We start from the raw sequence: 26,455 nt of genomic DNA, 5'->3' as shown, positions 1-26,455 counted from the left end.
CCCTGTTCCCGCAGCCCATGACCACCGCCCGATCACATCAACCCCGGTTTTCGACCGGCGGTGGGCCGCGGTGACCCAGATTGGTACGGGTTGACCCAGGGTGGGACCGGCTGGAGAGCACACGCCGCACACATCAGGGAAGATCATCATGGCTCTGGCTTGGTCCGGATCAAGACTGGTTCCGGCGGGTGTCTGGCGAGAGGTCCGGATCAAGACTGGTTCCGGCGGGTGTCTGGCGAGAGATCGTGTGAGCTTTGGGTGCGGCGCTGTTCTGGCCGACGGGCCTTGAGGTCACGGCGAGCTGCTCGTCAGCCTATGGGCGTTCTGTCTCATCCTCCTGATTGCAGATGGCTTGCGTAGTAGGTCGGAGGCTGCCTCCGACCGTAACCCTTCCTTGCTGAGAATTTTCTGAAGATCGCGTTGCGTGAAGGTGTTGGCTTGGCTGACGGAGAACTGAGCCCCTGTTGGGTGCTTTGTGGCGGTACTCGGCGGGAGGTGTGGTCGGATGGCGCGCCTGATGGGTGCGGCCTGTGACCGTCCTTGATGGACGGTTGTTGATCATGCTCTTGTGTCGGTGTCGATGGGGTGTTTAGCGTGTCGATCAATTTCTTGATCGACGGGGGGCGTTGTGATGCTTGCTGGCCGCCGTGGGGGCACTGCGTTTGACCGTTTCGGGGCGCGGGGGAGGGTCAGGGCGGGAGCCTTGGCGGTCGCGGTGTTGCTGGGGTTGTTGCCGGTGGTGCAGTTGCGTGGTCCGGCGGTTGCGGTGGGGCCGGTGTTGGAGCCGGGTGAGTCCCGGTCGGTGGCGAGTGTGGGGGTGCGTCAGCAGGCGCAGGATCCGGATCCGGATGACGAGGTCACGGTGACTGATCCTCTTCCCGCCGGGACGTTTCCTGAGGGAGGTGAGGCGGTCCTCGACCTTCAGGGTGACCCTGAGGATCGGGAAGCGTTCGGGCTGACGGTCGAACCGGCCGGTGAGGCGCCCGCGGGTGAGGGTGTGGCGGGGCGGGGCCTGGCCGGTGGCGAGGTCGGCTCGGTGCGGGTGCGGTCGTTCGACCGGGCGGCGTCGGTGGCGTTGGGTAACGCGGGCCCGTTGTATGCGCTTGACCGTGCGGACGGTTCGGCGGCGGCTGGTGCGGTACAGGTCGTCGTCGACTACTCGGATTTCGCGCAGGCGTATGGGGGTTCGTTCGCTGACCGGTTGACGTTGGTGCGGTTGCCGGGGTGTGCGGCGACGACGCCTGAGGTGCCGGAGTGTTCGGCGAATCCCGTGTGGGTGTCGGCTACCAACGATCCACATGCGAAGACGTTGACGGCCGTGGTGGAGGTCGGCGGCGACGCGACCGCCGCCGGTAGCCGCACGGGTGTGTTCGAAGGTTTCGGACCGGAGTCGACGGTCGAGTCGACCGGCGTGTACGCGCTGGCGTCGTCGGCGTCGGGTGGGTCGACGGGTTCGTACACGGCCACGGAATTGAAGCCGTCGGGGTCGTGGCAGGTCGGGGAGAGCGCCGGATCGTTCACCTACTCGTATCCCTTGCCGGAACCGCCGCTGCCGTACGGGCAGACCCTGGGGCTGCAATTGTCGTACAGCTCCTCTGCCGTGGATGGGATGACGCACGGGACGAACAACCAGTCGGGTCCGGCGGGGTTGGGGTGGTCGTACTCGCCGGGTTATGTCGAGCGGACGTACAAGCCGTGTCGGACGCATAAGACGGAGATGTGTTGGGAGTCTCCGGATGGTGAGGACGGGGAGTCGGCGACGAATGATGCGGGGGCGTCGCATATCACGATCTCGTTGCAGGGGCAGTCGACGCAGATCGTGAAGACGACGGCGGGGGTGTGGAAGCCGGTCGACGATCTCGGATGGCGGGTGGAGTTCCTGGCGGGTGGGGCCGAGGACGACGGTTATTGGAAGGTGTGGACGCAGGACGGTACGGAGTACCGGTTCGGGTTCGTGCGGGACTCGGTGTGGAAGATGTCGTTCCTCGGTGACGAGCCGGGCGAGCCTTGCTATGACGTGTATCCGGCGTCGTGTCGGGATCCGTGGCGGTGGAACCTGGACCGGGTTCGCGACGCCAACGAGAACGAAACCTATTTGCACTGGACGCGGGAGACGAACCATTACAAGCGGGCGTTGAGCGGGTCGATCCTGGAGTACGACCGCGGCGGGTATCTGTCGGAGATCGAGTACGCGAAGAACGTGACCGAGGCGGGCGCGGTTCCGGTCGGCCGGGTGGTGTTCGGGTGGGCGCACCGGTGTGTGGAGCGCACCGCCGAGGATGATCCGTTCAACAACACCCCGGCGACGTGCCCGGCGTTGTCGTCGAACCCGAACTCCTACCCGGATGTGCCCGGTGACCTGGTCTGTGGGTCGTCGTCGTGCGGGAACTACACCCAGTCGTTCTTCACCAGCCGAATCCTGGACCGCGTCATCTCCTACCAGTGGAACGCCGGCACCGCAGCGTGGAACAACATCGCCCGTGTGCAGCTGCGGTACAAGGTGTCCAACCCCACCGGCCTGACCGAGCGGGCCTTCGTCCTGGACTACATACGCCCCAGTGGCCTGATCGGTGCGGACACGAACAAGATCGACCTGCCGCCGGTGGACTTCGACTACGTCGACGGAGTCCAGCCGAACTTCCGCGACGGCCGCGTCGACTACGACGAGTCCGGCCTCGGTGTGTCCGCGATGCGGATGCCCCGCCTGCTGGTGGTCCGTAACGGCTTCGGTGGGCGGACGGAGGTCACGTACGGGACGCAGAAGCCGTGTCCGCAGGGCGGGTCGACACAGTCGGGCTACAACAGTTGGCACAACGGCAAGGTGGGTAACTGGGACGTCAACACCGAGGACTGCTACCCGATCTTCCACTCACCACCCGGCGCCGACCCCGGCTTCGGCATCTTCCACAAGTACCTGGTCAAGAAGATCGTGGTGAAGGACCAGGTGGGTGGGTCACCGGATCAGGTCACCCAGTACGACTACACGGTCGGAAACCCGGCGTGGAAGAACCCCAACAACCCCCTCGTGCCCGACGAGTACGAGTCGTGGAGCATCTTCGCCGGCTACAACCGGGTGCGGGTGGTACAGGGTTCGGGGACGGACCCCAGTAAGTACACGGTGTGGATGTCGAACTTCTTCCGCGGCATGTACCACGACATCTACGACCCCGGCAGCGGCGGCGGCATCAAACAAACCACGGTCACCGACTACGCCGGTGACACCTACGACGACCACTACGCCCGCGCCGGCCGGACCCTGCAAACCCGCCACTACCGGATGACCACCTACAACGCGAATCCGGCCAACGCCTCGTACACCGAGGTCGCCAGCACCCGCTACGACCACGTCATCCAAGGCAGCTACAACGGCCCCGGCTACGCCAACCCCCGCCAAACCCGCCTCGGCCTGGAAAGCAACCGGGTCAAACTCGACGACGGCAGCTGGCGGACCAACGAAGAGAAAACCATCTACGAGTCCACGTACGGGCTCCCGATCCGCTTCCACCAGTACAACCAGGTCGGCGTCGCCGACAACACCTGCACCTCCTACACCTACGCCCAACAGAACGCACCCAACTCCTACTACATGATCAATTTCCCGGAGCGGGTGGAAACCTGGTCCGGCGACACCTGCGGCTCCGGCACACTGCTATCCCGCACGGTCACCTTCTACGACACCTACACCGTCGAAGGCTCCCAAACCCCGTTCGACGGCAACGTCGCCGAGACCCGCGTCTACACCGGCCCGACCACCTACACCACCAGTGGTCGAAGCACCTACGACAACATGGGTCGGATCCGTACCGCGACCGACCCCGCCGGGCTGACCACCACGACCACCTACAGCCCGACAGTGAACTGGCCCGACAACGGCATCACCAGCACCGTCGGCGGCGGCTTCAACCACACGACTACCACTTTGGTCGACCGGCACACCGGGCAGCCGTCGAGGATCACCGACCCCAACGGCAAGGTCACCGACCTCGCCTACGACCCACTCGGCCGCATGGCCGAGGTGTACCTGCCAGGCCAGGCCAAGTCCACCGGGGTACCGTCGCTGCGCTTCAGCTACCAGATCACCTCCAGTGGCATCGGACAACCGACCGCCCCCGCGCGCACCAAGACCGAGACGCTGCAGTCGCACAGCGGCAGCCCTGTCTACCTGACGTCGTTCCAGTACGTCGACGGTCTCGGCCGCGGCAGGGAAGCGCAGCAGCCCGGCCCGAACGGTGGACGGATCGTCACCGCCACCACCTACGACGCACGCGGCAACGTCGCCGCCACCACCAGCCCTTTCCACAACACCTCCACGGCAGGGTCCGGCCTGGTCAACCCCAACCTGACCACCGTCCCGGCCGTGCAGGAAGCCGGCTACGACCACCTCAACCGGGCCACCAACCAGGTGGACAAGAAACTCGGCACGACGTGGCGGCAGACCAGCACCACCTACCACGGCGACCGCGTCACGGTCGTCCCTCCGACCGGTGGCACCAAAACCGTCAGCCACACCGATGTGCGTGGCAACGTCACCCGCTTGGACCAGTACACCTCGGCCACCAACCCGAACACCTTCCAGAGCACCACCTACACCTACGACCTGCTCAACCAGCTCACCACGGTCGTCGACCCTGCCGGCAACATCTGGACCAACACCTACGACCTCGCCGGCCGTCTGACGCAGAAGGTCGACCCGGACGCCGGCACGACCACCACCCACTACGACAGCGCCGGCCGGCTCGCCTACACCACCGACGGGCGCGGGCAGAAGATCTCCACCGAGTACGACGGCATGTCCCGCACCGTCGGCCGCTGGTCCGGCGATGTCGGCAGCGGCACCAAGCTGGCCAGCTACGTCTACGACAGCATCGCCAAGGGATACCTGACCTCATCCATTAGATGGCACGACGGCAATGCCTACACCGCCGCAGCCAGCGGCTACACCGACCGCTACCAACCCACTGGAACCACCGTCACCATCCCCGCCGCCGAAGGTGCCATCGCCGGTACCTACACCACCGGCGTCAGCTACAACCTCGCCGGCCAGATCACCGGGCAGACCCTGCCAGGCGTCGGCGGCCTGCCCGCAGAAACCCTGACCTCGACCTACGACAACAACGGCTATCTGCGCTCGACGATCGGTCAGATCGCCGGTATCCCCGACACCAGATACCTGACAAACCCCGTTTACTACAACCACGGACCCATGCACCAGACCCTGCATGGCGCACCTGGCCGCCAGATCCGGCAAACCACCACCATCGACCCCGGCACCGGACGACTCGACGCACACGACGTCGCCACCGAGAACCAGAGCACCTCCGGTACGTTCGACAGTCGGTTCACCAGCGGCTACACCTACGATCAAGCCGGCAACATCACCACGATCGCCAGCAAGACCAACGGCACCACCGACCAGGTCGAGTGCTTTACCTACGACCAACTCCGCCGGCTGACCCAAGCCTGGACCCAGACCACCACGAACTGCGGCACTGCCCAACGCGCGGGTGCTGACCCCTACCAACGGTCCTGGACCTTCGACGCACTCGGCAACCGGCTCACCCAAACCGACCACGACACCACCGCCGGCAACACCGTGTGGACCTACAACGTCGGCGCGACCCACGGAGTAAGAGCCCACCAGATCGCTTCGGTCACCGCCACCGGCCCCCTCGCCGACACCAGCACCCGCAGTTTCACCTACGACGGCGCCGGCAACATGACCCAGCGCACCACACCTACCGGCGTCACCCAGACTCTGACCTGGAACCCCGAAGGTCACGTGGACACCGTCACCGAGGACACGGGCACCACCGGCTACGTCTACGACGCCGACGGCAACCGGCTCATCTCCCGCGCCCCCGACAAGACCATCCTCTACCTCGGCGCCACCGAACTCGAGCTCACCACCGGTAGCACCCAACCCGACGGCACCCGTTACTACGACGGTTACGCCGTCCGTGACAGCAATGGTCTCAAGTGGACGGCTAACAACCACCAAGGCACCGGCCAGATCCAGATCGAAGCAGGAACCCTGGCTAGTCAGCGTCGCCGAACCATGCCCTACGGCGAAGACCGAGGTGCCGCACCAAGCCCCTGGCTGGGCACCAAGGGGTTCGTTGGCGGTACCCGGGATGACACCGGTCTCACCCACCTTGCCGCCCGCGAATACGACCCCACCCTCGGCAGGTTTATCTCCGTCGACCCAATCATGGACCTGAGCGACCCTCAGCAATGGAATGCCTACGCCTACGGCCACAACAGCCCGATCGTCTACAGCGACCCAAGCGGCCTGAAGGACTGTGAATTCGACGATTGCGGACAGACTAAACCCCCGCCCTATAGTGCGCCGGAACTCAGAGAGCCGACACCCATTCCTCCGCCGAGCAGAGGTGGCTCCAACGGCGGCGGATCTCCTGCGCCGGGAGCGACTCCATCACCTTCTCCACAAGGAACGCCTATCCCAGTCGGGTGCATTCCCAGAGAGCTGTGCAAGGATCCGATGATCGAGTTCGCCCTCGGATTCGTGCCCTTCTCTGACGCGCCAAAATGTATGCGGGGCGACGAGTTGGCCTGCGCCTTCACGGTAGCTGACGCGGTGCCAGGTGGTAAGATTGCCAATTTGGTTGGTTCCCTTGGATCCGCGCTGCTGACAGCGCGACGCTTGGCCAGGTACGCCGACGACGCCGCTGCGGGTCGCGGTCTTTGGGATCTCCCCTTCCGTGAGCGGGGTTATGCACTCGAGCAGCGAATCATGGATGAGTTGGGGTTGCCAGGGCTTCGCGCACCTAACAACCCGGGTGTTGACTCCTTCAACTACGCAACCGGAGTTGCAGTCAGCGTCAAGACCCGGGATCTTCATAAAGACTACTCCAATGCAACAAATTTAAGAACACAACTTCGAAGGGATGTTCGACACCTGCATAGATGGAATGGGAGAATGTATGGTGCCGTAAACGTCGACCCAATGGATATAAAGGGGAAGCAGTTGATTGTCGGCATCCCGTCCGGTACTGTGTCCAGTCAGCAGTATGGCGCCATGGTGGACGCCTATCGCTACGGCGCGATTCGTGGGATCGACGTGAGGTACGTGGTCGTGAAATGAATGGTAAAGTGAGCGTATTTCAGCGTGACGACGGCCAAGTTTATGTCGTCAGCTATTCGCGTATCGCCCAGGGGCCAGCGGTTCTCAACGGATGGTGCGATGTAGTCCCTGCGGACGTAACTGACGACCGCCTCGGTGCGCTTGTTCAAGAAGGCCTCCGGGTCGGTGAGGAGCCAGAGCGGGACATCTCTCTGGAGGATGGGGAGGAACACCTACGCCAGCTTCTTAAGCTGGCGAAACTAAGGTCCTTTGCGGCCTTCACGCGAGGTGCCCGCGCGGTGGGAGTTAGGCGTGACGACTCCGGTGACTACTTCGTCTTTCACACGGAGAACAGTGGCGCTCGCGCCGGCTTCTCGTACACGGGAGACAAGACCGTCGTTCCGGCGGAATCCAGCGCTGCTGAGGTGGGTAGGGCTGCACGAATCGGACTAGCATCCTCTTCTATAGCAGACGCTGCTGGTTCGTAGGAGGCTCCACTGGCTTGACCACTCCCGCCTCATTGGTCCGCAGCCTTACGCGATTGATTGAGCCTTTCCGCGTAATGGGTCGTGGCGTTGGGTGATCAGGTGGTTCGTTGGCGGTCGATGTGCAGGATGGCCAGGGCAGCCGCGACGATGCAGGGCTATTGCGTAGTCGGGTTACTCCTGGTCATGGTCGGTTTCCGGTGGTCATGGCGTCGATGAGGTCGTGGGGGCGGTGGCTGGCATGTCGGGTGGCCTTGGCGATGTTGGTGGCGCCGTCGATGTGGTGATACCCCGATCGCGGTGTTGCGGAGCGTGGCGAAGATGGCGGGCCCGTTGCCGGCTCGGGCCTGATGGGCGTCCTCACGGAACGTGGTATCCCGCACGTGATGGAGGCGGTCCTCGATGTGCCACTCCGACCGCGCCCAGGTGCCCAGATCGGCAGGCTGGGCCTGGCCGGCGGGCAGCGAGACGGTCAGGTACGCCGTTTCGCGGCTGGTCTTGCCCTTGATCGTGCGGGTGCGGACGATCCGGACGGCCTGCTCGGCGTGGGGGAAGCCCAGCCCGCCCGGAGTCTCGACGGTCGGCGCCTTGACGGTGCGGGTCTCCTTGCGGCCGTGACCGGTTTTGCGGGTCTGCGCCCCGACCGGAACCTGCCCCCAAGGAAGAGCCTTGAGCTGGGCGAACAGAGTCGGCTGGTTGGCCTTGACCGCGACCATCATATGAGCGCCGTCGGCGGCGAGCAGGTCGGCGTGCCCGGTCGGGGCATGCAACGCGTCCGCGACCACCAGAACGCCTTCCAGTGATCCCAGTACGGCCGCGGCCAGGCGCAGCAACGGGGTGAACGCCGGGATTTCGTTCGACTTCGCCGCGATCTGCACCTGGGCGAGCACGATCCCGGTGCTGGTGCCGTACGCCGAGAGGAGATGGACCTGCCGCCCGTCGCTCAGCCGGGCACCGCGGGCGACCTTCCCATCCACGGCGATCACCAGCCGCCACCGCCACCGCCGCCCGGCGACCACGACCGGCCCGGCCCTCTCCCGCAGCCAGCGGGCCAGGACCTGCGACAACCCCTCGGCGTCGAGCCGGATCAACAACCGCCACACCGTCGTCGCGGCGGGCACCCGATCGGTGAACCCGAGCCGAGCCCACACAGAACGGTCCTGGAAACGCACCTAGTCGGAGACCGCAGCGAACGTGCATGCCCCGGCCAGCGCCGCACACACCGCCGCCGCCAGAACGCTGACCAGCGGATACCGCCGGCCCCGTGGATCCCTCGGGTCCTCGATGACCTCCAACGCCACGAACAAGCTGCGACGGTCACCATCGGTTACCAACGCCGGTGACGGCATATTGGGGGGCCGGTGCGGCAACACGATCTCGGTCATTGCTGATGACATCAGCGGGTGCGGTCCTGTTCTGGGTCATGGTCTTCACTAACTCATGGTCACCAACGATCGCACCCGTCCTACATGGACCCCCGGATCTCACCGAACCGCAGCTCAACAGCCCTTCAACCGACTACGCAACAGCCCTGCCGTCCGTCATCCCCAAACCTGATCGGTATGCCGAGCAGGCCGGCAGTGGCGTCGCAACGCTCGGAGGCCATGCACGTACGGTAGGACGTAACAGGGCCGGCACGCCCGCAGCGGCGTGCGCTGAGATTGTCAGCTACTCCGACAACAATTACGACAAGACTGCGACATCGCGATCCGCCTGCAGGCGGCTGTCAATCTTCACAATGGTGCTGGTTCGGCGTCGGCGCATCGGGCAAGCGGCAGCTATGGTGTGCGCGCGTCGTGACCGCAGCAACCGCAGGCAGCCCGGGGGTGGCAGCGATGGCAACAAGCGACGAGATCAGGAACGCCCGCCGCGCGCTCGGCCGTCGGCTCGCCCAGTTGCGTAAAGCCGCCGGTCACACCCAGCATGGATTCGCCCAGCTCGTGCAATACGGCCGCAGTTCCGTGGCGAACACCGAGACCGGGCACCAGTACCCCGATCAGGCTTTCTGGGCACGCTGTGACGCGGTGCTACAGACCGGAGGAGCGCTCGCCACCGAGTACGACCGCATCGCCGGGATGGGTCGTCGGCGGCATCGCATGACGGCGACGCAGGAACCCACGCGCATCCTTCGACAGGCGATGCCCATCCACTCTGCTCCCAGCACACCCGAAGCGGGGAACCGCGATGTCTTGTGGGAGCACGAGGACAACATCGATGCCCGACGGCTAGGGCTGAAGTCCGGCACCGACGACGACGCCCGCTTGGCGTACCTGGATAATGAAATTCGGCAGGCGATCGCCGACAACGAACGCCTCACCCCGGCGATCCTCGTGGCTCGGCTGCGCCCACTGCGCGCATATGTCGACCAGCTCATGTGGGGCCGGCAGCACCCACCGCAACGCGCTCGTCTCTACACCGCTGGCGCCCACCTATCCGGTCTTCTCGGCGCCCTCGCTCTGGATCTGCGCGCATATCGTGTGGCGCACGCTTACGCCGCCGAGGCGTTCGACCTGGCCGACGCGGCGCAGCAGCCTGACGTGCAAGCATGGGCGCGGGCGACGCAGAGCCTCGTCGCGTTCTATTCAGGCGACTACCACGACGCCCTGGCCTACGCCCAGGACGGCCTGCGCCGCGCCGGCACCAGCCCACACCGCATCCGTCTCGCCGTCAACGGCCAGGCTCGGGCCCTGGCTCATCTCGGCGACCGCTACGGCGTCGACCGTACTGTCGAGAGCGCCTTCACGATGCTGTCCGACTATCCGGCCGACTCAACGGTCAGCGCGAGCCTCACCCTCGGCCCGTACTGCCAAGCCAGGACAGCAGCCAACGCGGCAACCGCCTACCTGGCCCTCGGTCGCACTGCGGGCGTCACCGACCACCTCACCACCGCTATCACCGCCTTCGACGCGGCGGGGCTCGCTGGTCCCCGGGCACTGAGCCGCCTCGATCTGGCCACCACGCAGCTGCACGCCGACAACCCGGACCCCGAACGGGCAGCCACCCTCGCAGTGGAAGCGCTCACCCTGACGGCGGAACAGCGTTTCGAATCAGTCCACCAGCGCGCCCGCCAGTTCCTCACCGCCGCCCAGCCGTTCGCCCACCCACAGCTGCGGCACGTCGCCGACCTGCTTGCCGACCGGACACAGGTCGGCACCACGGCACCGTCCGCTCTACCATCGCCGCCATGAGCAGCCGGGAACTGGCCAGCCTCCACGAGCGCTGGACCGCGTACCAGAACCTGCCCGAACTCACCAACCACTGGTACTGGCGCCCCGGCTGGCGAGCCGACCGCCACTTCTACACCTGGCACCTGACCTTCGACGAACAACCGGAACTCCATCACCTCGTCACCGATCTCCAACACGCTTTGGCGCTACCTGGCCTGGACCTCGTGCCGATCGACGGCCTGCACCTGACGATGCAGGGCATCGGCTTCGCCGACGTTGTGCTCGACAGCGACATCGAGGCGATCGTCGCCGAAGCCCAACAGCGCTGCGCCGGCATGCCACCGCTGGAACTGTCACTCGGCCCGGTCGACCCCGACGCCGAAGGAATCGGCCTGCTCGTCCGTCCCTGGCACCGCGTGGAGCATCTCCGTGCCGTCATCCGGGACGCCATCGGCGCTGTATGGCCTGTCGTTCCCGAGCCCGCGCAGGGATTTCGGCCGCACGTCACCATCGCCTACAGCGGCGCACCAGTACCGACCGAACCGGTACGCGCCCGTCTCGCCGAACTCCGTGAACGCCCCCCGGCATCGGTGACGATCAGGCAGATGCCGCTGATCGCACTTCGACGAGAGAATCGCGCCTACCGATGGACAACAGTCGCAACCGTGCCCCTGGCCGGGTGACATCGGCTCGCCACCGAAGCAGTGGACACGGTGTGTTGTACCGCTCAGTGATCTACACGAGCGCCATACGGCCGTCCACGCCCGTCCGAGGTCGGAAGTAACAGGAGGCGTGGGTGTCGGTGATGAGTCGTTTCACGATGGGCTTCCCGCTTCCAGTGGTGGACGGGCGGTGCTGGTGGGCTGTGTTGCTCCGAGCAGCTGTGCGGCCCCGTGGAGCTGCCGGAGCACGACCTGGACGTGATGCCGGTCGGTGTCGGGGCGGTGGTGGCCGGCGGCGGTGGTGGTCAGGAGCCACCAGGCCGCCCAGACCCGGTGCCAGCCCAGCGCCCACCGGGCGGCGGGGAGGCCGCCCCGGTCGGCTTCCGCGTCCGGGTGCCCGCCCGCGGCGACGTAGGCGCGGATGAGTCGGGTGAGTAGACGGGGTTGGGGTGGTGTGCGGGTGCCGAACCATGTCGCAAGGTCGAGCAGGCCCGGTCCGGTGAACGCTTTCGCCCAGTCGAGGAGGCGGCATCCGGTCCGGGTGACGTGCAGCGAGCTGCGGTGGAACTCGCCGTGGCACAGCCCGAAGGGTGGCCGTTCGGCACCGTCGGCTCTGCGTTGTGCGGCGGCGGCCAGCCGCTGCAGCGACTCCTCGATCGGGCCGGAGTCGGGGAAGCGTTCCTGACGGCGTAGCGCGGTCAGCGCGTCGAGTGCCTGTCCGGGCAGCCGTGTCAGGCCCGCCTGGTCGAATGTGGGCAGGCCGGTGATGCCGGCGGCGGCGTGGACTTGGCGGGCAGCGGCGGCGGCTTCCGCCGTGGTCGCTGCCCGGAGCGGGTCGCCGAGATCGTCGATCAGCATGCCCAGCATTTGGGGGCGCGTCGCGTAGCCGTGGAGCACCGGAACTGGGGCTCCCTGCTCGTTGAGCGCCCGCAGGACGGTGGCCTCGCCGGTGAACGGTCTGGCGGCGACCTTGCAGATCACGCTGCTGCCGTCAGCGAAGAACAGCCGCTCGACGGCGGACAGCTCCCACTCCTGGATGGCCTGCCGCCCGGTCGGCACCCGCCGCGCCGCGGTGAGCAGGTCACAGCGCAGCTGCGCGACGAGGCGCTCGTCGAGCCTGGGCGCGTTCACCGCGGCCCCGCTGCGGGAATTCCGGCGGTGACCTGTTCGAGCCGGGCGAGGACTGCGTCGAGGTGCGCCGACATACTGGCCGGGACCCGTGGGTGGGCCGCCTGTTGGAAGGCGCGGAAGTGCGGAAGCAGCCCGCACAGCATCAGCCGCTGGGTGAAGAACCCGGTCATGTCTCCGCTGGCCCGGGCCCGCCTCAGCAGCGATGTCAGCGCGACGATCTTGTCGGCGGTGGAGGCGAGCAGCACCGGCGGGTCATCGACACAGATGGGCGGGTCTGGGTCGTCGAGGGACCGGTGTTCGGTCTGGAGCGCGGCGATGATCCGCGGGACTTCGGGCCCGTAGCCGGCGGTGAGGACCTGGTACACGTCCAGTGTGGCCGGGGCGAGATCGGGTGCGTCGTGCAGCAGTGCCGCCGCGATCACCTCCGGTGGTGACACGGGCACGTGCTTGCCGATGGTCACCGCGACCCGGACCGCGTGGACCAGAGCCGGCCGGTCATCGATGGTGTGTCCCGCGCACCACGCCTTGGCGTCGCGCAGGGCGCGGTCGATGACGGCAGGACGGGGAGGGGATAAGACCGTCATTCCCGGTACCTCCTGATTACCGTACGATCGGCGCCATGTCCGGGCCGCTTCCGCACTGGTGTGAACAGACCTGCGTCGTGTGTCCCGCTCAGCAGCTGGGGCCGGGCCAGTTCGACGTGGTCGACCGGCCCGGACCCGAGTTCGCCTACCGCCAGAACCTTGGGTGGCGGGCCACCGCCGGCGGCGTTGCCGTGTGCGTCCACCCGTTCCGGGTGGGTCTTCCTGCCGGCCGGTACGCCTCGGCCGGGGAACCGGTCCCCGACCAGGCACCCCGGCCGGCGCCGACACCGGCGGCCCTGGAGCTGCCCGCCGACGTGGTGGATCTGGAAGGCTGGCTCGTCGCCATGCTGCGGGACGCACCCTCCGAGCAGATCTTCACTGCGGTCGCCCGCGCCGAGCGGCTGGCCGCGCAGCGGTTCGGCGCGAAGCAGACGGTGGCGGCTCTGCGGCGGGTGCTGTCGGTGGAGCTGGCTAACCGCTGACCCCGACGGCGACCGGCTCGGGCTGGTCGAAGTCGAAGTCGTGGCTGCGCCCGTCACGGCCGAGACCAGCCGCCTGGTAGTGGGCGTTGAGCAGGTCCAGGCGTCGGGTCACCTCGGCCGAGTCCAGCCAGTACCGCAGCGGCTGCTCACCCCACCCCGCCGCGGCGTAGTAGGCGTCGGTGACGCACCCTCGGGTGTAGGTGAACTCCTCCAGCTCCGTCGCGTGGGGGAAGACCACCGCCAGGTCGGACTGCATCCGGGTCATCAGCGTGAACTGCGCCAGCACCGCGTGGATCATCTCGTCCACCGGCGCCGGCACCAGCAGCTCGGCGGCCCGCTCGTCGCCGTCGGACAGCTCGAACACCGCCGCCTTCAGCGCCAGCACCCGCAGCGCCTCTTCCAGCAGCGGCCCGGCGTCACGCTCCAGCGACCAGCGACTGATCGCCGGGTATCCGGTGAATGTGGCCCAGCAGCTGGAGTACCTCATCGACGAGCTGTGCAACCGGTGGTAGGCCGGGTGGGCGTGCATCCGGTCGAGGATCTCAGCGGCCCGACGACCGACCTTCCGGACCTCCGGCATCGATGGACTGGTCATGGTGCATCCCTCCCAAAGGGCAGTGGACACGGGAGACCACAGGCCACACTGCGGCTGGGGTCCCTCACCACCTGAACAAATGCGGGTGGTGACAAAGCCATCAGAGCCTGCCGCCGTCGATGTCGATAAGCGGCGGCCTTGACCTCCGACAATCTGCTGACATTCGTCCGCCGCTATTTTCGGACCACGACTGTCATCGAAATGTCGGAACCCGGCGACGGATCTGGCCGACATTGATCGACCTCGCCTTAAGTCGTCTCGTTGGCACGCGATCGTGCCGGCAGGCCGCCCATCGAGACGGTGTACCGCGGCTTTCTCACTCCGTCGCGTCATGGGGTCGTTGACCGTGCGATCTGAAGGGTTCTGGTGTGCGTGTTGCCCGGAGGCTGGCGTTGTTGCTGGCCATCCCGCTGTCCGCGACTGTGCTTTTTGCCGCGTGGGGTGTGACGTCGACGGCGCGGCAGGCGGTGAGTGCTGATCGTCTTCAGGTGCTGGTGGCGGTGTCGTCTGCTGTCGGTGAGGTGCTGTATCAGCTTGATCGGGAGCGTCAGGTCGCGGTGTCGGTGGTCTCGGATGCCGGTGGCGGGTTGAACGCGGTGCTGGAGCAGAGTGCGGTGTCCGACCGTGCGATCGACGTCTACCGGCAGCGCCGTGCGGAGCTGGACGTGTCGCGGCCTGCGGTTGGGCGGCTGGTCGGTCCGTTGGATGAGCAGTTGCGGCTGTTGCCGGCGTTGCGGGAGCAGGTGAAGGCACGGTCGACGTCGTTGACGGCGGTCCTGGTGCGGTACCGGGCGGTGATCGCGTGTGGTCTGGCGGTGCGGGAGGCCGTGGGGCAGGTGGGCGGCGCGGATGGTGTGCTCGCCGACCATTTGCGGGTGGCTGCGGCGTTGTCGCAGGCATCGGAGTACGCGGGTATCCAGCAGGCGGCGGTGGTGGCAGGTAGTGGCCGGGTGGTGTCGCAGGCGGTGCAACGGGACCTGGCGGCGACGCGGGCCGGGTTCGACGAGGCGCTGCTGGTGGTGTCGCAGCGTTCGCCGACGCGGTGGCGGGCATGGCTGGATCAGGCGTTGACCGGCGAGCAGGTGCTCACCGCGCAGCGTATCGATGACGGGATCGCGCGGACGCAGGTCGGTCAGCGGCTGCGGGTCGCGCCTGGCCGCTGGGCGGCCGCCAGCGGTGAGCGCCGGGACCGGTTGCACCAGGTGCAGTCTCGTATCGATGACGACATCCTGGCCGAGGTGGGGCGGCAGCGGACGCGGCAGTGGGTGACCAGCGGTGTGCTGTCCGGGGTGGCGGCGGTGCTGCTCGCGGCGGCGGCGGTGTTCGCGTGGTGGCAGGGCCGGGTGTTGGCGCGGCGGCTGCGTGGAGTGCGTGACGCCGTCACCGGGATGGCCCGGGATGAGCTGCCCGCGCTGGTGCGCCGGGTGGAGTCGGCTGACCCCACCGATCCGGGCTCGGTACCGGCGCCACCGCGAGCCCTGGCTCCGGCGATGGTCCGTGATGAGGTGGACGAGGTCACTGCCGCTTTCGACAGCCTCGCGGGAACCACGTACCGGATCTCGACGGACCTCGCCCGGCATCGTCAGGTGGCGGTCGGTGCGGTGGAGGCGGTCGGGCGGCGGTGTCAGGCGATCACCAACCGGCTGCTGGGTGAGCTGGACCGCGCGGAGCGCGACGAGAAGGACTCCGCGACGCTGGAGACCCTGTTCGCGGTGGACAACCTGGCGGCGCAGCTGCTGCACGGCACGCAGAGCCTGCTGGTGTTGTCGGGCCGGACGCTCGGGATGGCGTATGAGGAGCCAGCCGAGTTGGTGACGGTGGTGCAGGCGGCGCAGAGCCGGATCCAGGACTACCGGCGGATCGTCTTCGGGCTGGTCGACGACCGTGTGCTCGTGCCGCCGGCCTTGATCGACGATCTGGTTCATCTGTTGGCGTCACTGCTGGACAACGCCGCCCGCTACAGCCCCGACGACGTGTTCGTCTCCGGCCACCTGATGGGTAACCGGGCGATCCTGCAGGTCACCGACACGGGCAACGGCATCGCACGCGATCTTCTCGACCAGCTCAACCGGGAGTTGGCGGCACCGTCACCGACGATCGGGGTGGAGCACATCCGCCGGCAGGGCATAGCCACGGTGGCGCTGCTGGCCGCCGCGCACGGGTTGCGGGTGCGGCTGCTGTCCGCGTCACCGTACGGCACGGTCGCCGAGGTCGAGATCCCCGCCGACAAGCTTCTCGTCCGGATCCCTGAACGCGTGGCGCTGCCGACCGGACCGATCGCCGGCAGACGCGCCCCCGGCGGCACCCCCGCCTCCCACCTCGTGTTGCCCGCCACCGCCGCACCTCATCCCGGTGGACCTTCCCGCCGGTACGACCGGCCGGCGCCCGTGGACGCACCGACCCAGGCCCTGCCGCAGATCCCCGCGCAGCGGCCCGGCCCGGGCGGGCAGGAACCACCACCCATCTACCGGCAGGCCGCTGAACGGCATAGCCCATCGGCGTGGTTCGAGGAAGGCGGCACCGTGCACGTGTCCGCCGAGACCGTGCCGTTCGGTGGCGGTGCGACCACTTCGAACGGGCTACCCAAGCGGCAGCCGACCACCGCGTTCACGCCCGCGGTCCGGTCTGCTCCTGCCGCGGCGCGCTGCCGTCCGACGGCGGGCCTGGCCCAGACCGCAGATGCCTACCAGCGCGGCCTCGGCCGCCGCTCCCACCAGCCGAGAGAAGAACAACGATGAGCGACAACAACCTGAGTTTCCTGCTGAACAACAACGTGCGCGTGGTCGCCGGGGTCAGTCACGCCGTCGCGGTGTCGGTTGACGGGCTGCTGCTGGCCTGGACCGAGGGGCTCAACCGGGATGCCGCCGAACGCCTCGCCGCGGTCGCGGCCGGGCTGAACAGCCTGCTCAACGGCGCCGCCCGCGACTTCGACGCGGGCGCAGTGCGGGGCAACATCACCGACACCGACCGGGGCTACCTGATCCTGACCAGCCTGAGCCGGGGGGCGTCGCTGCTCGTCCTGGCTCGCCGGGATGCGGACCTCGCGTTCGTCACCGGGGAACTGGAGCGCTTCGCCGAGCAGGTGGGTGACTCCTACCTGAACCCGTCGTTCGCGGCCGCGGCGGCCGGCGCACGATGACCATGACCGCCAGGCCGGTCCGTCCGTCCACGAACCCGCCACAGGGGTTGAAGATCGTACTGACCGGGCCACTCGGGGTGGGTAAGACCACCCTGGTCGGGGCGGTGTCGGACATCGCCCCCGTGACCACCGAGGCCCGCATGTCAGCCGGTGGCGACGATGTGTCGCACCGTCCGGGCAAGGTGACCACGACGGTGGCGATGGACTTCGGTCGCCTCGCGATCAACGACGTCACGGTGTACGTGTTCGGCACGCCGGGACAGGCACGGTTCTGGTTCATGTGGGACGCGATCGTGCGTGGTGCCGTCGGCGCGGTCGTGCTGGTCGACACCCGCCGGCTCGCGGACTCGTTCCGGCACCTGGACTACATCGAGAACCGGCGGCTGCCGTTCGTGGTGGCGGTCAACCAGTTCCCCGACACGCACGTCTATTCGCCGGGCGAGATCCGTGACGCGCTCACGCTCGCCGGTGATGTGCCGATCGTCGAGGTCGACGCCCGGGACCGCGACAGCGTCCGCCACCTGCTCATCGCCCTGGTCGAGCACGTCATCGCCACCACGCAGGCCCCGGCCGGCGTCGCCTCCTGACCACCCGGCCCGGTTCACCTCTGAATAAAAAGAAGGAGCACTTCATGCAACGTGCCCGTGCACAGCTGCGACACGCGGTGGTCGCCGTCACCGCCACCAGCCTGCTCGCCGCCGGTGCGGCGTGCGGCAGCGACAGCGGCGATTCCGACCGGGTGCGGATCGGACTGCTGGTGTCGCTGTCGGGCATCTACACCAGCGTCGGGGAGGACATGCGGCGCGGCTTCCAGCTGTACCTCGACACCCACGACGGTCGGCTCGGTGGCCGTGACATCGACCTGGTCGTCGCCGACGAGGGTGACGGCCCCGCCACCGCCGTCCCCGCAGCCCAGAAACTCCTCGAACGCGACCGGGTGGTGGCGGTGACCGGGCTGGTCGGCGGCGCCACCGTCGACAAGGTCCAGACCCTCACCCACGAACGACGCATCCCCCTGCTCGGCGCGAACGCCCGCCCCGAATTCGCCCCCGTCGCCGGCACACCCCGCGACCTGTCCTACACCTGGCACACCTCCTACAACTCCGACGAGCCGGGTATCGCGATCGCCGCCCACATCAAAGCCGAGGTAGGGGACGGGGCGGTGTACGCGATCGGCCCGGACTACCAGGGCGGCTGGGACGAGCTACGAGGCTTCACCGACACCTTCACCACCCTCGGTGGGAAACTCGCCAACCCGGACGGGAAGACCGTGTTCACACCGTTCCCGGCCACGGAGAACTTCCTGCCGTACCTGAACAAGGCCGCCGAAACCCGACCGGCCGCCGTGTACACCTTCTACGCCGGTGGTCCGGCTGTCGCGTTCGTCAAGCAGTACCGGCAGTCCGCCCTCAAGGACGTACCGCTGTACGCGGCCGGATTCCTCACCGAAGGATCCGTGCTCGACGCCCAGGGCACGGCCGCCACCGGCATCCGCAACGTCCTCAACTACTCACCGACCCTGCCGCACGCGGCGAACCAGCAGTTCGTCGCCGCCTGGTCCGCCGCCGGCTACCCCGGACAACCGACCACGTTCGCGATGGCCTCCTACGACGCCGCCGCCGTCCTCGACCGTGCCCTGGCCGCCGTCGACGGCCCCGTCACCGGCGAAACGCTCAACACCGCGATCGCCACTGTGGGGCGGATCGACAGCCCACGCGGGGACTGGCAGTTCCACCCCACCGAGCACCGTCCGGTGCAGCGCTGGTACCTGCGCGAGGTCAGACCCGACGGGCCGGTCCTGTCCAACGTGCTGCTGCAGGACCTCACCACCCTGCCCACCACCTGAGCCACCAGGGTTCACGAAGGGAGGTGCCGTGCACGTGGACACGTTCGTGATCACCGTCGTTGACGGGGTCGCCTACGGGCTGCTCCTGGCCATCGCCGCTGCCGGGTTGACCGTGGCCTTCGGTGCCGGCGGAGTGCTGAACCTCGCGCACGGCGTCCTCATCGCTGCCGGCGGCTACATCGCCGCGACGACCACCGCAGGCACATGGGCCAGCCTCGCCGCCGCCACCGTCCTCGCCACCGTCGCAGGCGCGGCCGGCGGGGGAGCCCTCGCCGCCGCCACCGCCGCACTGCGCGGACGCGGGCACCTGGATCAGGCGCTGCTGACCTTCGGCATCGCGCTGATCGGCGGGAACCTGCTGACCACGATCTTCGGCTCGGACGTGCTACGGCCCCGCATGCCCGCCGCGCTGGAAGGCACCGTCATGGTGGCGGGGTACCGGTATCCGGTCGACCGGCTCGCCGTGCTCGCCGTCGCCGTGCTGGTGGCCGCCGTCGGCTATGTGGTGCTGCACCGTACCCGCGCGGGTCGGCTGATCCGGGCCACGGTCGACGACCGGGCGATGGTCGCCGGGATCGGTGTCAACCCCCGTACCGTGGACGCCGCCGTCCTGGTGACGTCCGGAGCCTTGGCCGGGCTGGCCGGTGCCCTTGCCACACCGATCCTCGGCGTCGGTCCCGGGACCGCCGACACGACACTGCTGCTGTCGCTGATCATCGTGGTCTGCGGTGGCCTCGGTTCGGTACCCGGCGCTGTCACCGCCGCGATCGGGGTCGGGGTGGTGCAGACCGTCGGCGTGGTCACCGTCCCGGCGGCAGCACCGTATCTGCTCATCGCCGCGATGACCGTGACCCTCGTGGCACGCCACCCCACTGTCCCGAACGGGGCAACCTCATGAGCGCGTTCACCCAGGCGTTCGCCGCCGACCGGACGCCACCGCTGCTGAAGCGGGGTGCAACGGCCGCACTCGCCGCCGGGGCGGCTACGGCGGTGGCGATGTCACCGGCCTCATACCTGCACACCACCGTCGCCCGGATGCTGCCCCTCGCGCTGCTGGCGGTCAGCGTCGCGGTGGTCACCGGGCACGCCGGCCTGCCCACCCTGGGCCAGGTCGCCCCCTACGCCGTCGGCGCCTACCTCACCGCCCGCCTCGCCCTGACCGGAATCGACACCGCCGCCGTGCACCTGCTCTGCGCGGCTGTCGGCGGTGCGGTCGTCGCGGGCCTGATCGGGACGCTCCTGGTCCGGTACCGGGGCACGGTCTTCCTCATGTTGAGCCTCGCGGTCGCCGAGCTGACCGCGATCACCGCCGGGCAGTGGCGGGCGGTCAGCGGCGGCACCGACGGCCTCGCCGGTATCCCCGCACCCCGCCTCCTACCCGGCCTACCACCGCTACACGGCGACCGCACCCTGCTGCTCTACACCGCCACGATCACGGTGGCGGCCACCTTCGCGGCCGTCTGGCTGCTGCGCGGAGACCGGCGGATGCTGCTCACCGCCGCCCGGACCAACGAGGACCGGGCCCGCGCCAGCGGCCATCTCGTCTACGCCTACCTGTGGATGGTCCACACCGCCGCCGGAGGACTGGCCGGAATCGCCGGCGCCCTGCTGATCCACACCCACCGGTGGATCACCCCCGCCGATGTCGGCTTCGGTGTCGCCGCCCTGGCCCTGCTCGCCGTCGTCATCGGCGGCGCCCGATCCCTCATCGGCGCGGCCGTCGGGGCGGTGATCGTGCTCATCGTCCGCGACATCGTCGCCGTCGAGGTCCCCGGCCACGCACCGCTGCTACTCGGCGCGTTGTTCGTGATCGGCGTGTACCTGCTGCCCGGCGGCCTGACCGCCCTACCCACCCGCCTCCGCCGCCGACTGTCCGCAGGCCCGCACAGCGCGCCGCCCGCACCCGCCAACGCGAGCGTCAGGAGGACGTCGTGAGAATCGTCCACCGCGTCGAACCGGACCAGCCGCCCTCGCCGCGCAGCGGCCGCGATCCCGATCATGCCCACGGCAACGGGCTGGTCGCCTCCGGTCTGCGCCACGCCTACGGGCCGCTCACGGTGCTGGACCTCGACACGTTCACCATCGCCCCCGGCGACCGGCACGCGGTCATCGGCCCCAACGGCGCCGGCAAGTCCACTCTCCTGGGCGTGCTCGCCGGCACCATCCGCGCCCAGACCGGCCAGCTCACCTACAACGGCCACACCGTCACCCGACACGGCGCCGAATGGCGGGCACGTGCCGGCATCGGCCGCACCTTCCAACACCCCACCGTGTGGCCGGACCTCACCTGCCTCGACTGCGTGCGGATCGGCGGCTGGCACCATCGCCGCAACCCCGACCGCACCCCCATGGAGGTGCTGCACCTGGTCGGTCTGGCCGACCACGCCCACCAACGCGCCGGTTCTCTGTCGCACGGGCACCGGCGGATGCTCGACCTGGCCGTCGCGGTGGCCGGCCAACCCCGGATCCTGCTGCTCGACGAACCCGCAGCCGGACTCACCGACACCGAAACCGGCCGCCTGATCGACGTCATCCACCGGATGCCCAGCTGGATCGCCGTGGTGCTCGTCGAGCACCACATGGACGTGGTCGCCGCGGTCGCCGACTGGATCACCGTGCTGCACCAGGGCCGCCGGCACACCGACGGCCCCGCCGACACCGTGCGCGCCGACCCGGGCGTCGCCGCTCTCTACCTCGGCACCAATGGGGGTGGCCATGCTGCACATCCGTGACCTGACCGTCGCCTACCCCCACGGCGCCCCCGTACTCCACGACCTCACCCTCGACCTGCGCCACCCCGGCGTGCACGCACTGGTGGGACCCAACGGAGCCGGCAAAACCACCCTGCTGCACACCCTCGCCGGCCACCTGCACCCCCGCGGCGGCACCATCCATCTCGACGGTGAAGACGTGACCGGCTGGCACCCCACCGCCGCCGCCCGCGCCGCAGTAGCACTCGCCCCCCAGGGCCGCCGGCTGTGGCCCTCACTGACCGTCGCCGAGCACTTCGCCGCCACACAGCCCACCGCAGGCCGCGACGAAGCCTGGACCGTCGAGGAACTCCTGACGATGTTCCCGCCGCTGGCCGCCCGCATGGGACACCGCGCCCACCAGCTCTCCGGCGGCGAACAACAGATGCTCACCATCGCCCGCGCCCTGCGCACCGCACCCCGACTGCTGCTGGCCGACGAACCCACCGAAGGCCTTGCCCCGATCCTCGCCGACCAGATCACCACCGTCCTGCGGGGCCTGCCCGCACGAGGCGTGACCGTCCTCGCCGCGCTTCCCCACACCGATGTCGCGGCGACGATCGCCGACACCATGCACGTCCTCGCCGCCGGGAAGCTCCTCGGCCACACCCACACCAGCACCGCGGCCAGCCACCTGCTGCGCCGACACCTCACCCTCACTGACCCCGACGAGACCGCGACGCCCCACCAATGACCAACCCGGCTCCTCAACCCGCAGCTGCCGTTCGTCGCACGAATCGAACCGCATCCGCCCGCCACACCCTGCCCACCCACGCCCGAAGGAGATGCCCGGTGACCACCACGGCCTACCAGTTCCGCAACGCCCCGGCCCAGCTCGGCCCCCTGCAACAGGTCCTCGACCCCATCACCCGCCACGACCTCGCCAAGATCCCCATCCGACCCGGCTGGCGGGCCCTGGACATCGGCGCAGGCGCGGGCTCGATCACCCGACACCTCGCCGACACCGTCGGCCCCACCGGCGGGGTCATCGCCGTCGACCTCGACACCGGCCTGCTCGACCCCACCAACATCATCGACGTCTACCGCCGAGACCTACGCGACGGGCTCGACCTGCCGATCACACCCGGCAGCCTGGACCTCATCCACGCCCGCTGCGTGCTGGAGCACCTCGCCAACCGCACCGACCTGCTGAAGCAGATGATCGCGCTCCTACGACCAGGTGGGTGGCTGGCGGTCGGCGAGATCGTCTACAGCCCGACCGTGATCCACCGGGCACCCGCCACCGACGACCGTGACCTGATCCACCGGGTCATCCACGCCATCCTCGACACCCTCTCCGACGGCGGCACCGACCTGGACTGGGGCAACCACATCCACGCCCACCTGCTCGATGCGGGCATGACACACGTGCACAGCCACACCCGCGCCGACACCTGGACCGGCGGCGGCCCCGGATGCCTGCTGCTGGCCGACAACGCCCACCAACTGCACGACCGGCTCCTGCCCATCGCCGACCTGGACGAGGCCGACCTGACCCGGTTCGGCGAGCTGATGACCGACCCCACCGTGTCGCTGCGCGGCTACCAGTTCACCTCCACCCTCGCCCGGAAACCCGAATGACCCATGGGCGCAGAGCAACCGCCGAACCCGCCCGACGGTCACGACAGCCGCGGAGCCGGAGCCGGATCCGGATCCGGTGACAAACAACGATCCGCTGCGGCGCGAAGCGGTCAGACCGACCTGCGCACCGCGGCGGCACCACAGGCCACCAGGAAGGTGACCGCCATCAGTCCGATCCGTAGCCAGGGCACATCCCGGGTCGGTCGTACGCCGATCGACACCGCCAATCCCAGCTGTGCCAGCAGAACAAGGCAGATGACCACGCTCAGCGCCCGGTAGGTGGTGCCGAACTCCGACCAGAACACCCAGGTACCGCCGACGGCCGGGATGATCATCAGCAGACTCAGGCCGATCAGCGGGACGGCGAGCCGCCACCGCGTGCAGGCATTCACCGCCCTTCCTCCCGGCCGTCGCCGGCAGCCCCGTCCGGAGGCGCCGCTTCGACGGTCAACGCCGCACACGCGTCGCGCAGCTGCTGCGCGTGCCGCTCCCATTCGGCGCGCCGGTCGGCCGGGATGCTCTCGCGCTGGTGCAGTGACGCGGTGAAGGCGTCACCGAGTGCCCGACCGTGCCAGGAGTGGGTCACCGCCGTGCGCAGGTCCGCCTCACCGTGCAGGACGGTGCGGGCCAGGGAACCCAGCGGATCGTCGCCGCCGCGGGTCTTGACGTACGCGAGCGTGTCACCGACATCGCCCGACGCCCGATGCAGCACATTGTGCAGGCCGTCCAGGCCAGCAGGATCTACGTAGAAGCCGCTCATGTTCCCCCGCTGAACGTCGTTCGGCTTTCGCGAAACCGCACCGTACGGGAACCCGATCAACACCGTCAATGGATCCGGAGCGCACAGACAGTCACCCGACAACAGACCGTGCCTGCCCGACTCCGCGCGGCACCGACCGCGCGCAGGCCCTCGAACACCTGAATCCCGGGCGATGAACTGCGGATCCCGAGTTGCTTACCCGGTTCGGCGGCGCCCATTTTTGATCATGTTGGCCACCGCGTCAGCGGCATCGTGGTGGAGTTGTTTGCTGACGCTCTGATAGGTGTCGCGGGTGAGAGTGGTGGTGGAGTGACCGAGTTGTTCGGAGACGACCTTGATATCGACTCCGGCGTCGAGGGCGAGGGTGGCGGCGCTGTGGCGTAGGTCGTGCAGACGGATGGGTGGTAGCCCCGCTTTGCGGATGAGTCGGCGGAACCGTTGGGAGACGCCGATGGGATGCCAGGGACGGCCGTCGGGGCGGACGAAGAACAGTCCGGTGTCGGGCCATGCGGCACCGGCGGCGAGGCGCCAGGCCGCGCGGCGGGCTTTGTAGGCGGTGAGGACTTTGACGGTGTCGGCGTCGAGGACGACGTCCCGGTTACCGGCTCTGCTCTTCGGGGCCTTCTGGACGGGGGTGTAGCCGTGGGTGGCGATCTGGTTGTTGATGGTGGTTTCGCGGCGGTGGAGGCGTACCTCGCTGTCGCGTAGGCCACAGGCCTCACCGCGGCGGGGTCCGCGGTAGGCCATGAAGTGCCACAGGGGGTGCAGGTCGGGGGCGTGGATAGCGGCGTAGTCGAGGAACTCGGCGACCTGGACGTCGGTCCACACCATGATCGGCCCGGGGACCTCGCCGGTGGCCTTCCAGTGTTGGACACGTTCGTCTTCCCAGATGATCGGTACGGGCCGGTCGCCGGGGACCTTGACGAGAGTGGCCGGGTTGGTGCCGACGATCAGTTCGTCGGCGAGGGCGTCGTTGATGGCTTTGCGCAGGCAGGCGCGGATGCGCTGACGGGTACCGGGGCCGGTGGTGCGCACACCGGTGACGGATTGGCGCATGGCCGGGTCGGGGCTGGTTCTCGCGGCGATTATCGCGTCGTTGCGGCGTTCGATGGCGGTGAACATCTCGCGGATGTGGCTGGCGCGGAGCTTGTCCAACGGGATGTCACCGAGGTGGGGGATCAGGTGGACGCGGACGAGTGATTCGTAGCCGCGGATGGTGTTGTCGTCGATGGTCAGGTGGGTGAGCCAGCCGGTCAGGTAGTCGGCGACCGTGGGGATGTCGGTGAGAGGGCCGTCGCCGTGGAGCAGTTGACGGATGCGGTCGGTTTCGGGCAGGGGCCGGCGGGCGCGTACGGCGGTCTGCAGCAGGTCGGCGATCTCGGTACGCCGTCGCCGGTCGCCGCGGGGGACGAGGGACAGCAGTTCGCGGGCGTGGTCGAGTTCGTCGGCGGCGACGCGCCGGCTGGGCAGCCCGGACCGGCGAAGCAGCCGACGTCGTCCGTCGGCGGTGGGTGGGAGTTCCAGTTGGTAGGCCCAGTGGCCGTGGTCGAAACTCCAGGCACCGTTCGTACGGCGGAGTTTCGGGCAGTCGTTACCGAAGGGCTTGCCGGTGTCGGGGTGGCGGCAGCCGCAGCGTTTGAAGATGCTTCCGTCAGGCATGGCGGGGTTGCTGCTCCTCGGGTGGGGGAGGGGGCGTCGGTTTGTCGACCGACATGAACGCGTGACATCCGCGCACGATCAAGTTCGGCCGGACCCGTTTGTGCGCGGGTCCGGCCGAGTCGCCGAGTCGGTCGTACGGGTTTGTGGGACGGCAGGGGCCCGCCAGCTGGCGGGCCCCTGATCGGTTCGCTTGCTCGATGTCGTAGGTCGGGTGGATCTTCGGCTTCGGTGTGATGCCGCGCGTCCTATAAGCTGGTGGCGGTCCTGGTTCCGATGACTGCCGGCCTCGTTCTAGGGGCCGGGTTCACTGTTCTGCGCTGTGGGTGTGTCGGGCAGGTGCAGGGCGGCCAGCAGGGGCGCGGTGGGTATCCGGTAGCGGACGCCGACGCGGAAGTGCGGCACGGGGAACGCGTCGCGGCGGATCAGCTTGTAGGCCGCGGAGCGGGACATGCCCAGCACCGAGGCCGCGGTCGCGAGGTCGGTACTGGTTCCCAGAGCCCGGATCTGTTCGACGGTCCATGCCCGCGGCGCTC

The 26,455-nt window shown here is 68.5% G+C and carries 23 protein-coding genes; 13 read left to right on the top strand and 10 right to left on the bottom strand.

Features of this window, described 5'->3' with window-relative positions; translation table 11 throughout:
* The first annotated feature begins 703 nt into the window (after positions 1-703).
* The gene (locus tag ABZ795_RS05465; RefSeq protein ID WP_357529136.1) at positions 704-7,102 is read left to right on the top strand and encodes an RHS repeat-associated core domain-containing protein; all 6,399 of its coding nucleotides are present in this window, start codon (positions 704-706) and stop codon (positions 7,100-7,102) included.
* Here ABZ795_RS05465 and ABZ795_RS05460 read toward each other — a convergent pair.
* The 3 genes from ABZ795_RS05460 to ABZ795_RS05450 form a co-directional block, all read right to left on the bottom strand.
* On the bottom strand, positions 7,054-7,314 hold the full coding sequence (locus ABZ795_RS05460; protein WP_357529134.1) for a hypothetical protein: 261 nt from the start codon (positions 7,312-7,314) through the stop codon (positions 7,054-7,056). The genes ABZ795_RS05465 and ABZ795_RS05460 overlap by 49 nt on opposite strands.
* A gap of 410 nt (positions 7,315-7,724) precedes the next feature.
* Complete coding sequence (locus tag ABZ795_RS05455) at positions 7,725-8,717, bottom strand: ISAs1 family transposase (RefSeq protein ID WP_357529132.1); 993 nt, start codon at positions 8,715-8,717, stop codon at positions 7,725-7,727.
* Between the two features lie 21 nt (positions 8,718-8,738).
* Positions 8,739-8,915 carry a transposase family protein gene (locus tag ABZ795_RS05450; RefSeq protein ID WP_357529657.1) on the bottom strand — a complete coding sequence of 59 codons (177 nt, stop codon included), beginning with the start codon at positions 8,913-8,915 and terminating at the stop codon, positions 8,739-8,741.
* Positions 8,916-9,401: 486 nt separating this feature from the next.
* Here ABZ795_RS05450 and ABZ795_RS05445 point away from each other — a divergent pair, with 486 nt between their 5' ends.
* Complete coding sequence (locus ABZ795_RS05445) at positions 9,402-10,754, top strand: helix-turn-helix transcriptional regulator (RefSeq protein ID WP_357529130.1); 1,353 nt, start codon at positions 9,402-9,404, stop codon at positions 10,752-10,754.
* Positions 10,751-11,416 carry a 2'-5' RNA ligase family protein gene (locus ABZ795_RS05440; protein WP_357529128.1) on the top strand — a complete coding sequence of 222 codons (666 nt, stop codon included), beginning with the start codon at positions 10,751-10,753 and terminating at the stop codon, positions 11,414-11,416. Before ABZ795_RS05445 ends, ABZ795_RS05440 begins: the two co-directional genes overlap by 4 nt.
* A 132-nt stretch (positions 11,417-11,548) precedes the next feature.
* Here ABZ795_RS05440 and ABZ795_RS05435 read toward each other — a convergent pair whose 3' ends face one another.
* Both ABZ795_RS05435 and ABZ795_RS05430 read right to left on the bottom strand, forming a co-directional pair.
* A complete protein-coding gene (locus tag ABZ795_RS05435) occupies positions 11,549-12,526 on the bottom strand; it encodes an aminoglycoside phosphotransferase (RefSeq protein ID WP_357529126.1) in 978 nt (325 codons plus the stop codon).
* Positions 12,523-13,110 (bottom strand): metal-dependent phosphohydrolase, encoded by a 588-nt coding sequence (locus tag ABZ795_RS05430; protein WP_357529125.1) that lies wholly within the window; start codon positions 13,108-13,110, stop codon positions 12,523-12,525. The genes ABZ795_RS05435 and ABZ795_RS05430 overlap by 4 nt, the downstream gene beginning before the upstream one ends.
* Positions 13,111-13,145: 35 nt before the next feature.
* On the opposite strand from ABZ795_RS05430, the gene ABZ795_RS05425 reads away from it, so the two are divergent.
* A complete protein-coding gene (locus ABZ795_RS05425; RefSeq protein ID WP_357529123.1) occupies positions 13,146-13,592 on the top strand; it encodes a hypothetical protein in 447 nt (148 codons plus the stop codon).
* On the opposite strand, the gene ABZ795_RS05420 is transcribed toward ABZ795_RS05425, so the two are convergent.
* Positions 13,582-14,187, bottom strand: a complete 606-nt coding sequence (locus tag ABZ795_RS05420; RefSeq protein ID WP_357529121.1) for a hypothetical protein — start codon at positions 14,185-14,187, stop codon at positions 13,582-13,584. The two genes, ABZ795_RS05425 and ABZ795_RS05420, sit on opposite strands and share 11 nt — an antisense overlap.
* 467 nt (positions 14,188-14,654) lie before the next feature.
* On the opposite strand from ABZ795_RS05420, the gene ABZ795_RS05415 reads away from it, so the two are divergent.
* The 9 genes from ABZ795_RS05415 (at position 14,655) to ABZ795_RS05375 (ending at position 23,503) form a co-directional block, all read left to right on the top strand.
* Positions 14,655-16,925, top strand: coding sequence for a nitrate- and nitrite sensing domain-containing protein (locus tag ABZ795_RS05415; protein WP_357529119.1), 2,271 nt, complete (start codon positions 14,655-14,657; stop codon positions 16,923-16,925).
* On the top strand, positions 16,922-17,326 hold the full coding sequence (locus tag ABZ795_RS05410; RefSeq protein ID WP_102656661.1) for a roadblock/LC7 domain-containing protein: 405 nt from the start codon (positions 16,922-16,924) through the stop codon (positions 17,324-17,326). Before ABZ795_RS05415 ends, ABZ795_RS05410 begins: the two co-directional genes overlap by 4 nt.
* 2 nt (positions 17,327-17,328) lie before the next feature.
* Positions 17,329-17,913 (top strand): ATP/GTP-binding protein, encoded by a 585-nt coding sequence (locus ABZ795_RS05405; RefSeq protein ID WP_357529117.1) that lies wholly within the window; start codon positions 17,329-17,331, stop codon positions 17,911-17,913.
* Between the two features lie 44 nt (positions 17,914-17,957).
* Positions 17,958-19,172 (top strand): ABC transporter substrate-binding protein, encoded by a 1,215-nt coding sequence (locus tag ABZ795_RS05400; protein ID WP_357529115.1) that lies wholly within the window; start codon positions 17,958-17,960, stop codon positions 19,170-19,172.
* A gap of 34 nt (positions 19,173-19,206) precedes the next feature.
* On the top strand, positions 19,207-20,070 hold the full coding sequence (locus ABZ795_RS05395; RefSeq protein WP_357529113.1) for a branched-chain amino acid ABC transporter permease: 864 nt from the start codon (positions 19,207-19,209) through the stop codon (positions 20,068-20,070).
* Positions 20,067-21,107, top strand: coding sequence for a branched-chain amino acid ABC transporter permease (locus ABZ795_RS05390; RefSeq protein WP_357529110.1), 1,041 nt, complete (start codon positions 20,067-20,069; stop codon positions 21,105-21,107). Before ABZ795_RS05395 ends, ABZ795_RS05390 begins: the two co-directional genes overlap by 4 nt.
* Complete coding sequence (locus ABZ795_RS05385) at positions 21,104-21,904, top strand: ATP-binding cassette domain-containing protein (protein WP_357529108.1); 801 nt, start codon at positions 21,104-21,106, stop codon at positions 21,902-21,904. The genes ABZ795_RS05390 and ABZ795_RS05385 overlap by 4 nt, the downstream gene beginning before the upstream one ends.
* On the top strand, positions 21,888-22,616 hold the full coding sequence (locus tag ABZ795_RS05380) for an ATP-binding cassette domain-containing protein (protein WP_357529106.1): 729 nt from the start codon (positions 21,888-21,890) through the stop codon (positions 22,614-22,616). The genes ABZ795_RS05385 and ABZ795_RS05380 overlap by 17 nt, the downstream gene beginning before the upstream one ends.
* 98 nt (positions 22,617-22,714) lie before the next feature.
* Positions 22,715-23,503: a methyltransferase gene (locus ABZ795_RS05375; RefSeq protein WP_357529104.1), complete on the top strand. Its 789-nt coding sequence runs from the start codon at positions 22,715-22,717 to the stop codon at positions 23,501-23,503.
* Positions 23,504-23,613: 110 nt separating this feature from the next.
* Here the strand turns inward: ABZ795_RS05375 and ABZ795_RS05370 are convergent, their stop codons facing one another.
* The 4 genes from ABZ795_RS05370 to ABZ795_RS05355 all read right to left on the bottom strand — a co-directional run bounded on the left by ABZ795_RS05370 (position 23,614) and on the right by ABZ795_RS05355 (position 26,372).
* Entirely contained in the window at positions 23,614-23,895 is a 282-nt protein-coding gene (locus ABZ795_RS05370) for a hypothetical protein (protein ID WP_357529102.1), read from the bottom strand.
* Entirely contained in the window at positions 23,892-24,263 is a 372-nt protein-coding gene (locus ABZ795_RS05365; protein WP_357529100.1) for a hypothetical protein, read from the bottom strand. Before ABZ795_RS05365 ends, ABZ795_RS05370 begins: the two co-directional genes overlap by 4 nt.
* 195 nt (positions 24,264-24,458) lie before the next feature.
* Positions 24,459-25,922 (bottom strand): tyrosine-type recombinase/integrase, encoded by a 1,464-nt coding sequence (locus ABZ795_RS05360; protein WP_357529098.1) that lies wholly within the window; start codon positions 25,920-25,922, stop codon positions 24,459-24,461.
* 291 nt (positions 25,923-26,213) lie between these two features.
* The gene (locus ABZ795_RS05355) at positions 26,214-26,372 is read right to left on the bottom strand and encodes a hypothetical protein (protein ID WP_357529096.1); all 159 of its coding nucleotides are present in this window, start codon (positions 26,370-26,372) and stop codon (positions 26,214-26,216) included.
* Between the last annotated feature and the right edge of the window lie 83 nt (positions 26,373-26,455).

The sequence above is a fragment of the Micromonospora sp. NPDC047134 genome (assembly GCF_040643455.1).
Classification (GTDB): Bacteria; Actinomycetota; Actinomycetes; order Mycobacteriales; family Micromonosporaceae; genus Micromonospora.
The sequence above is the reverse complement of the archived record's forward strand: the minus strand, read 5'-3'. Positions and strand labels throughout refer to the sequence as shown.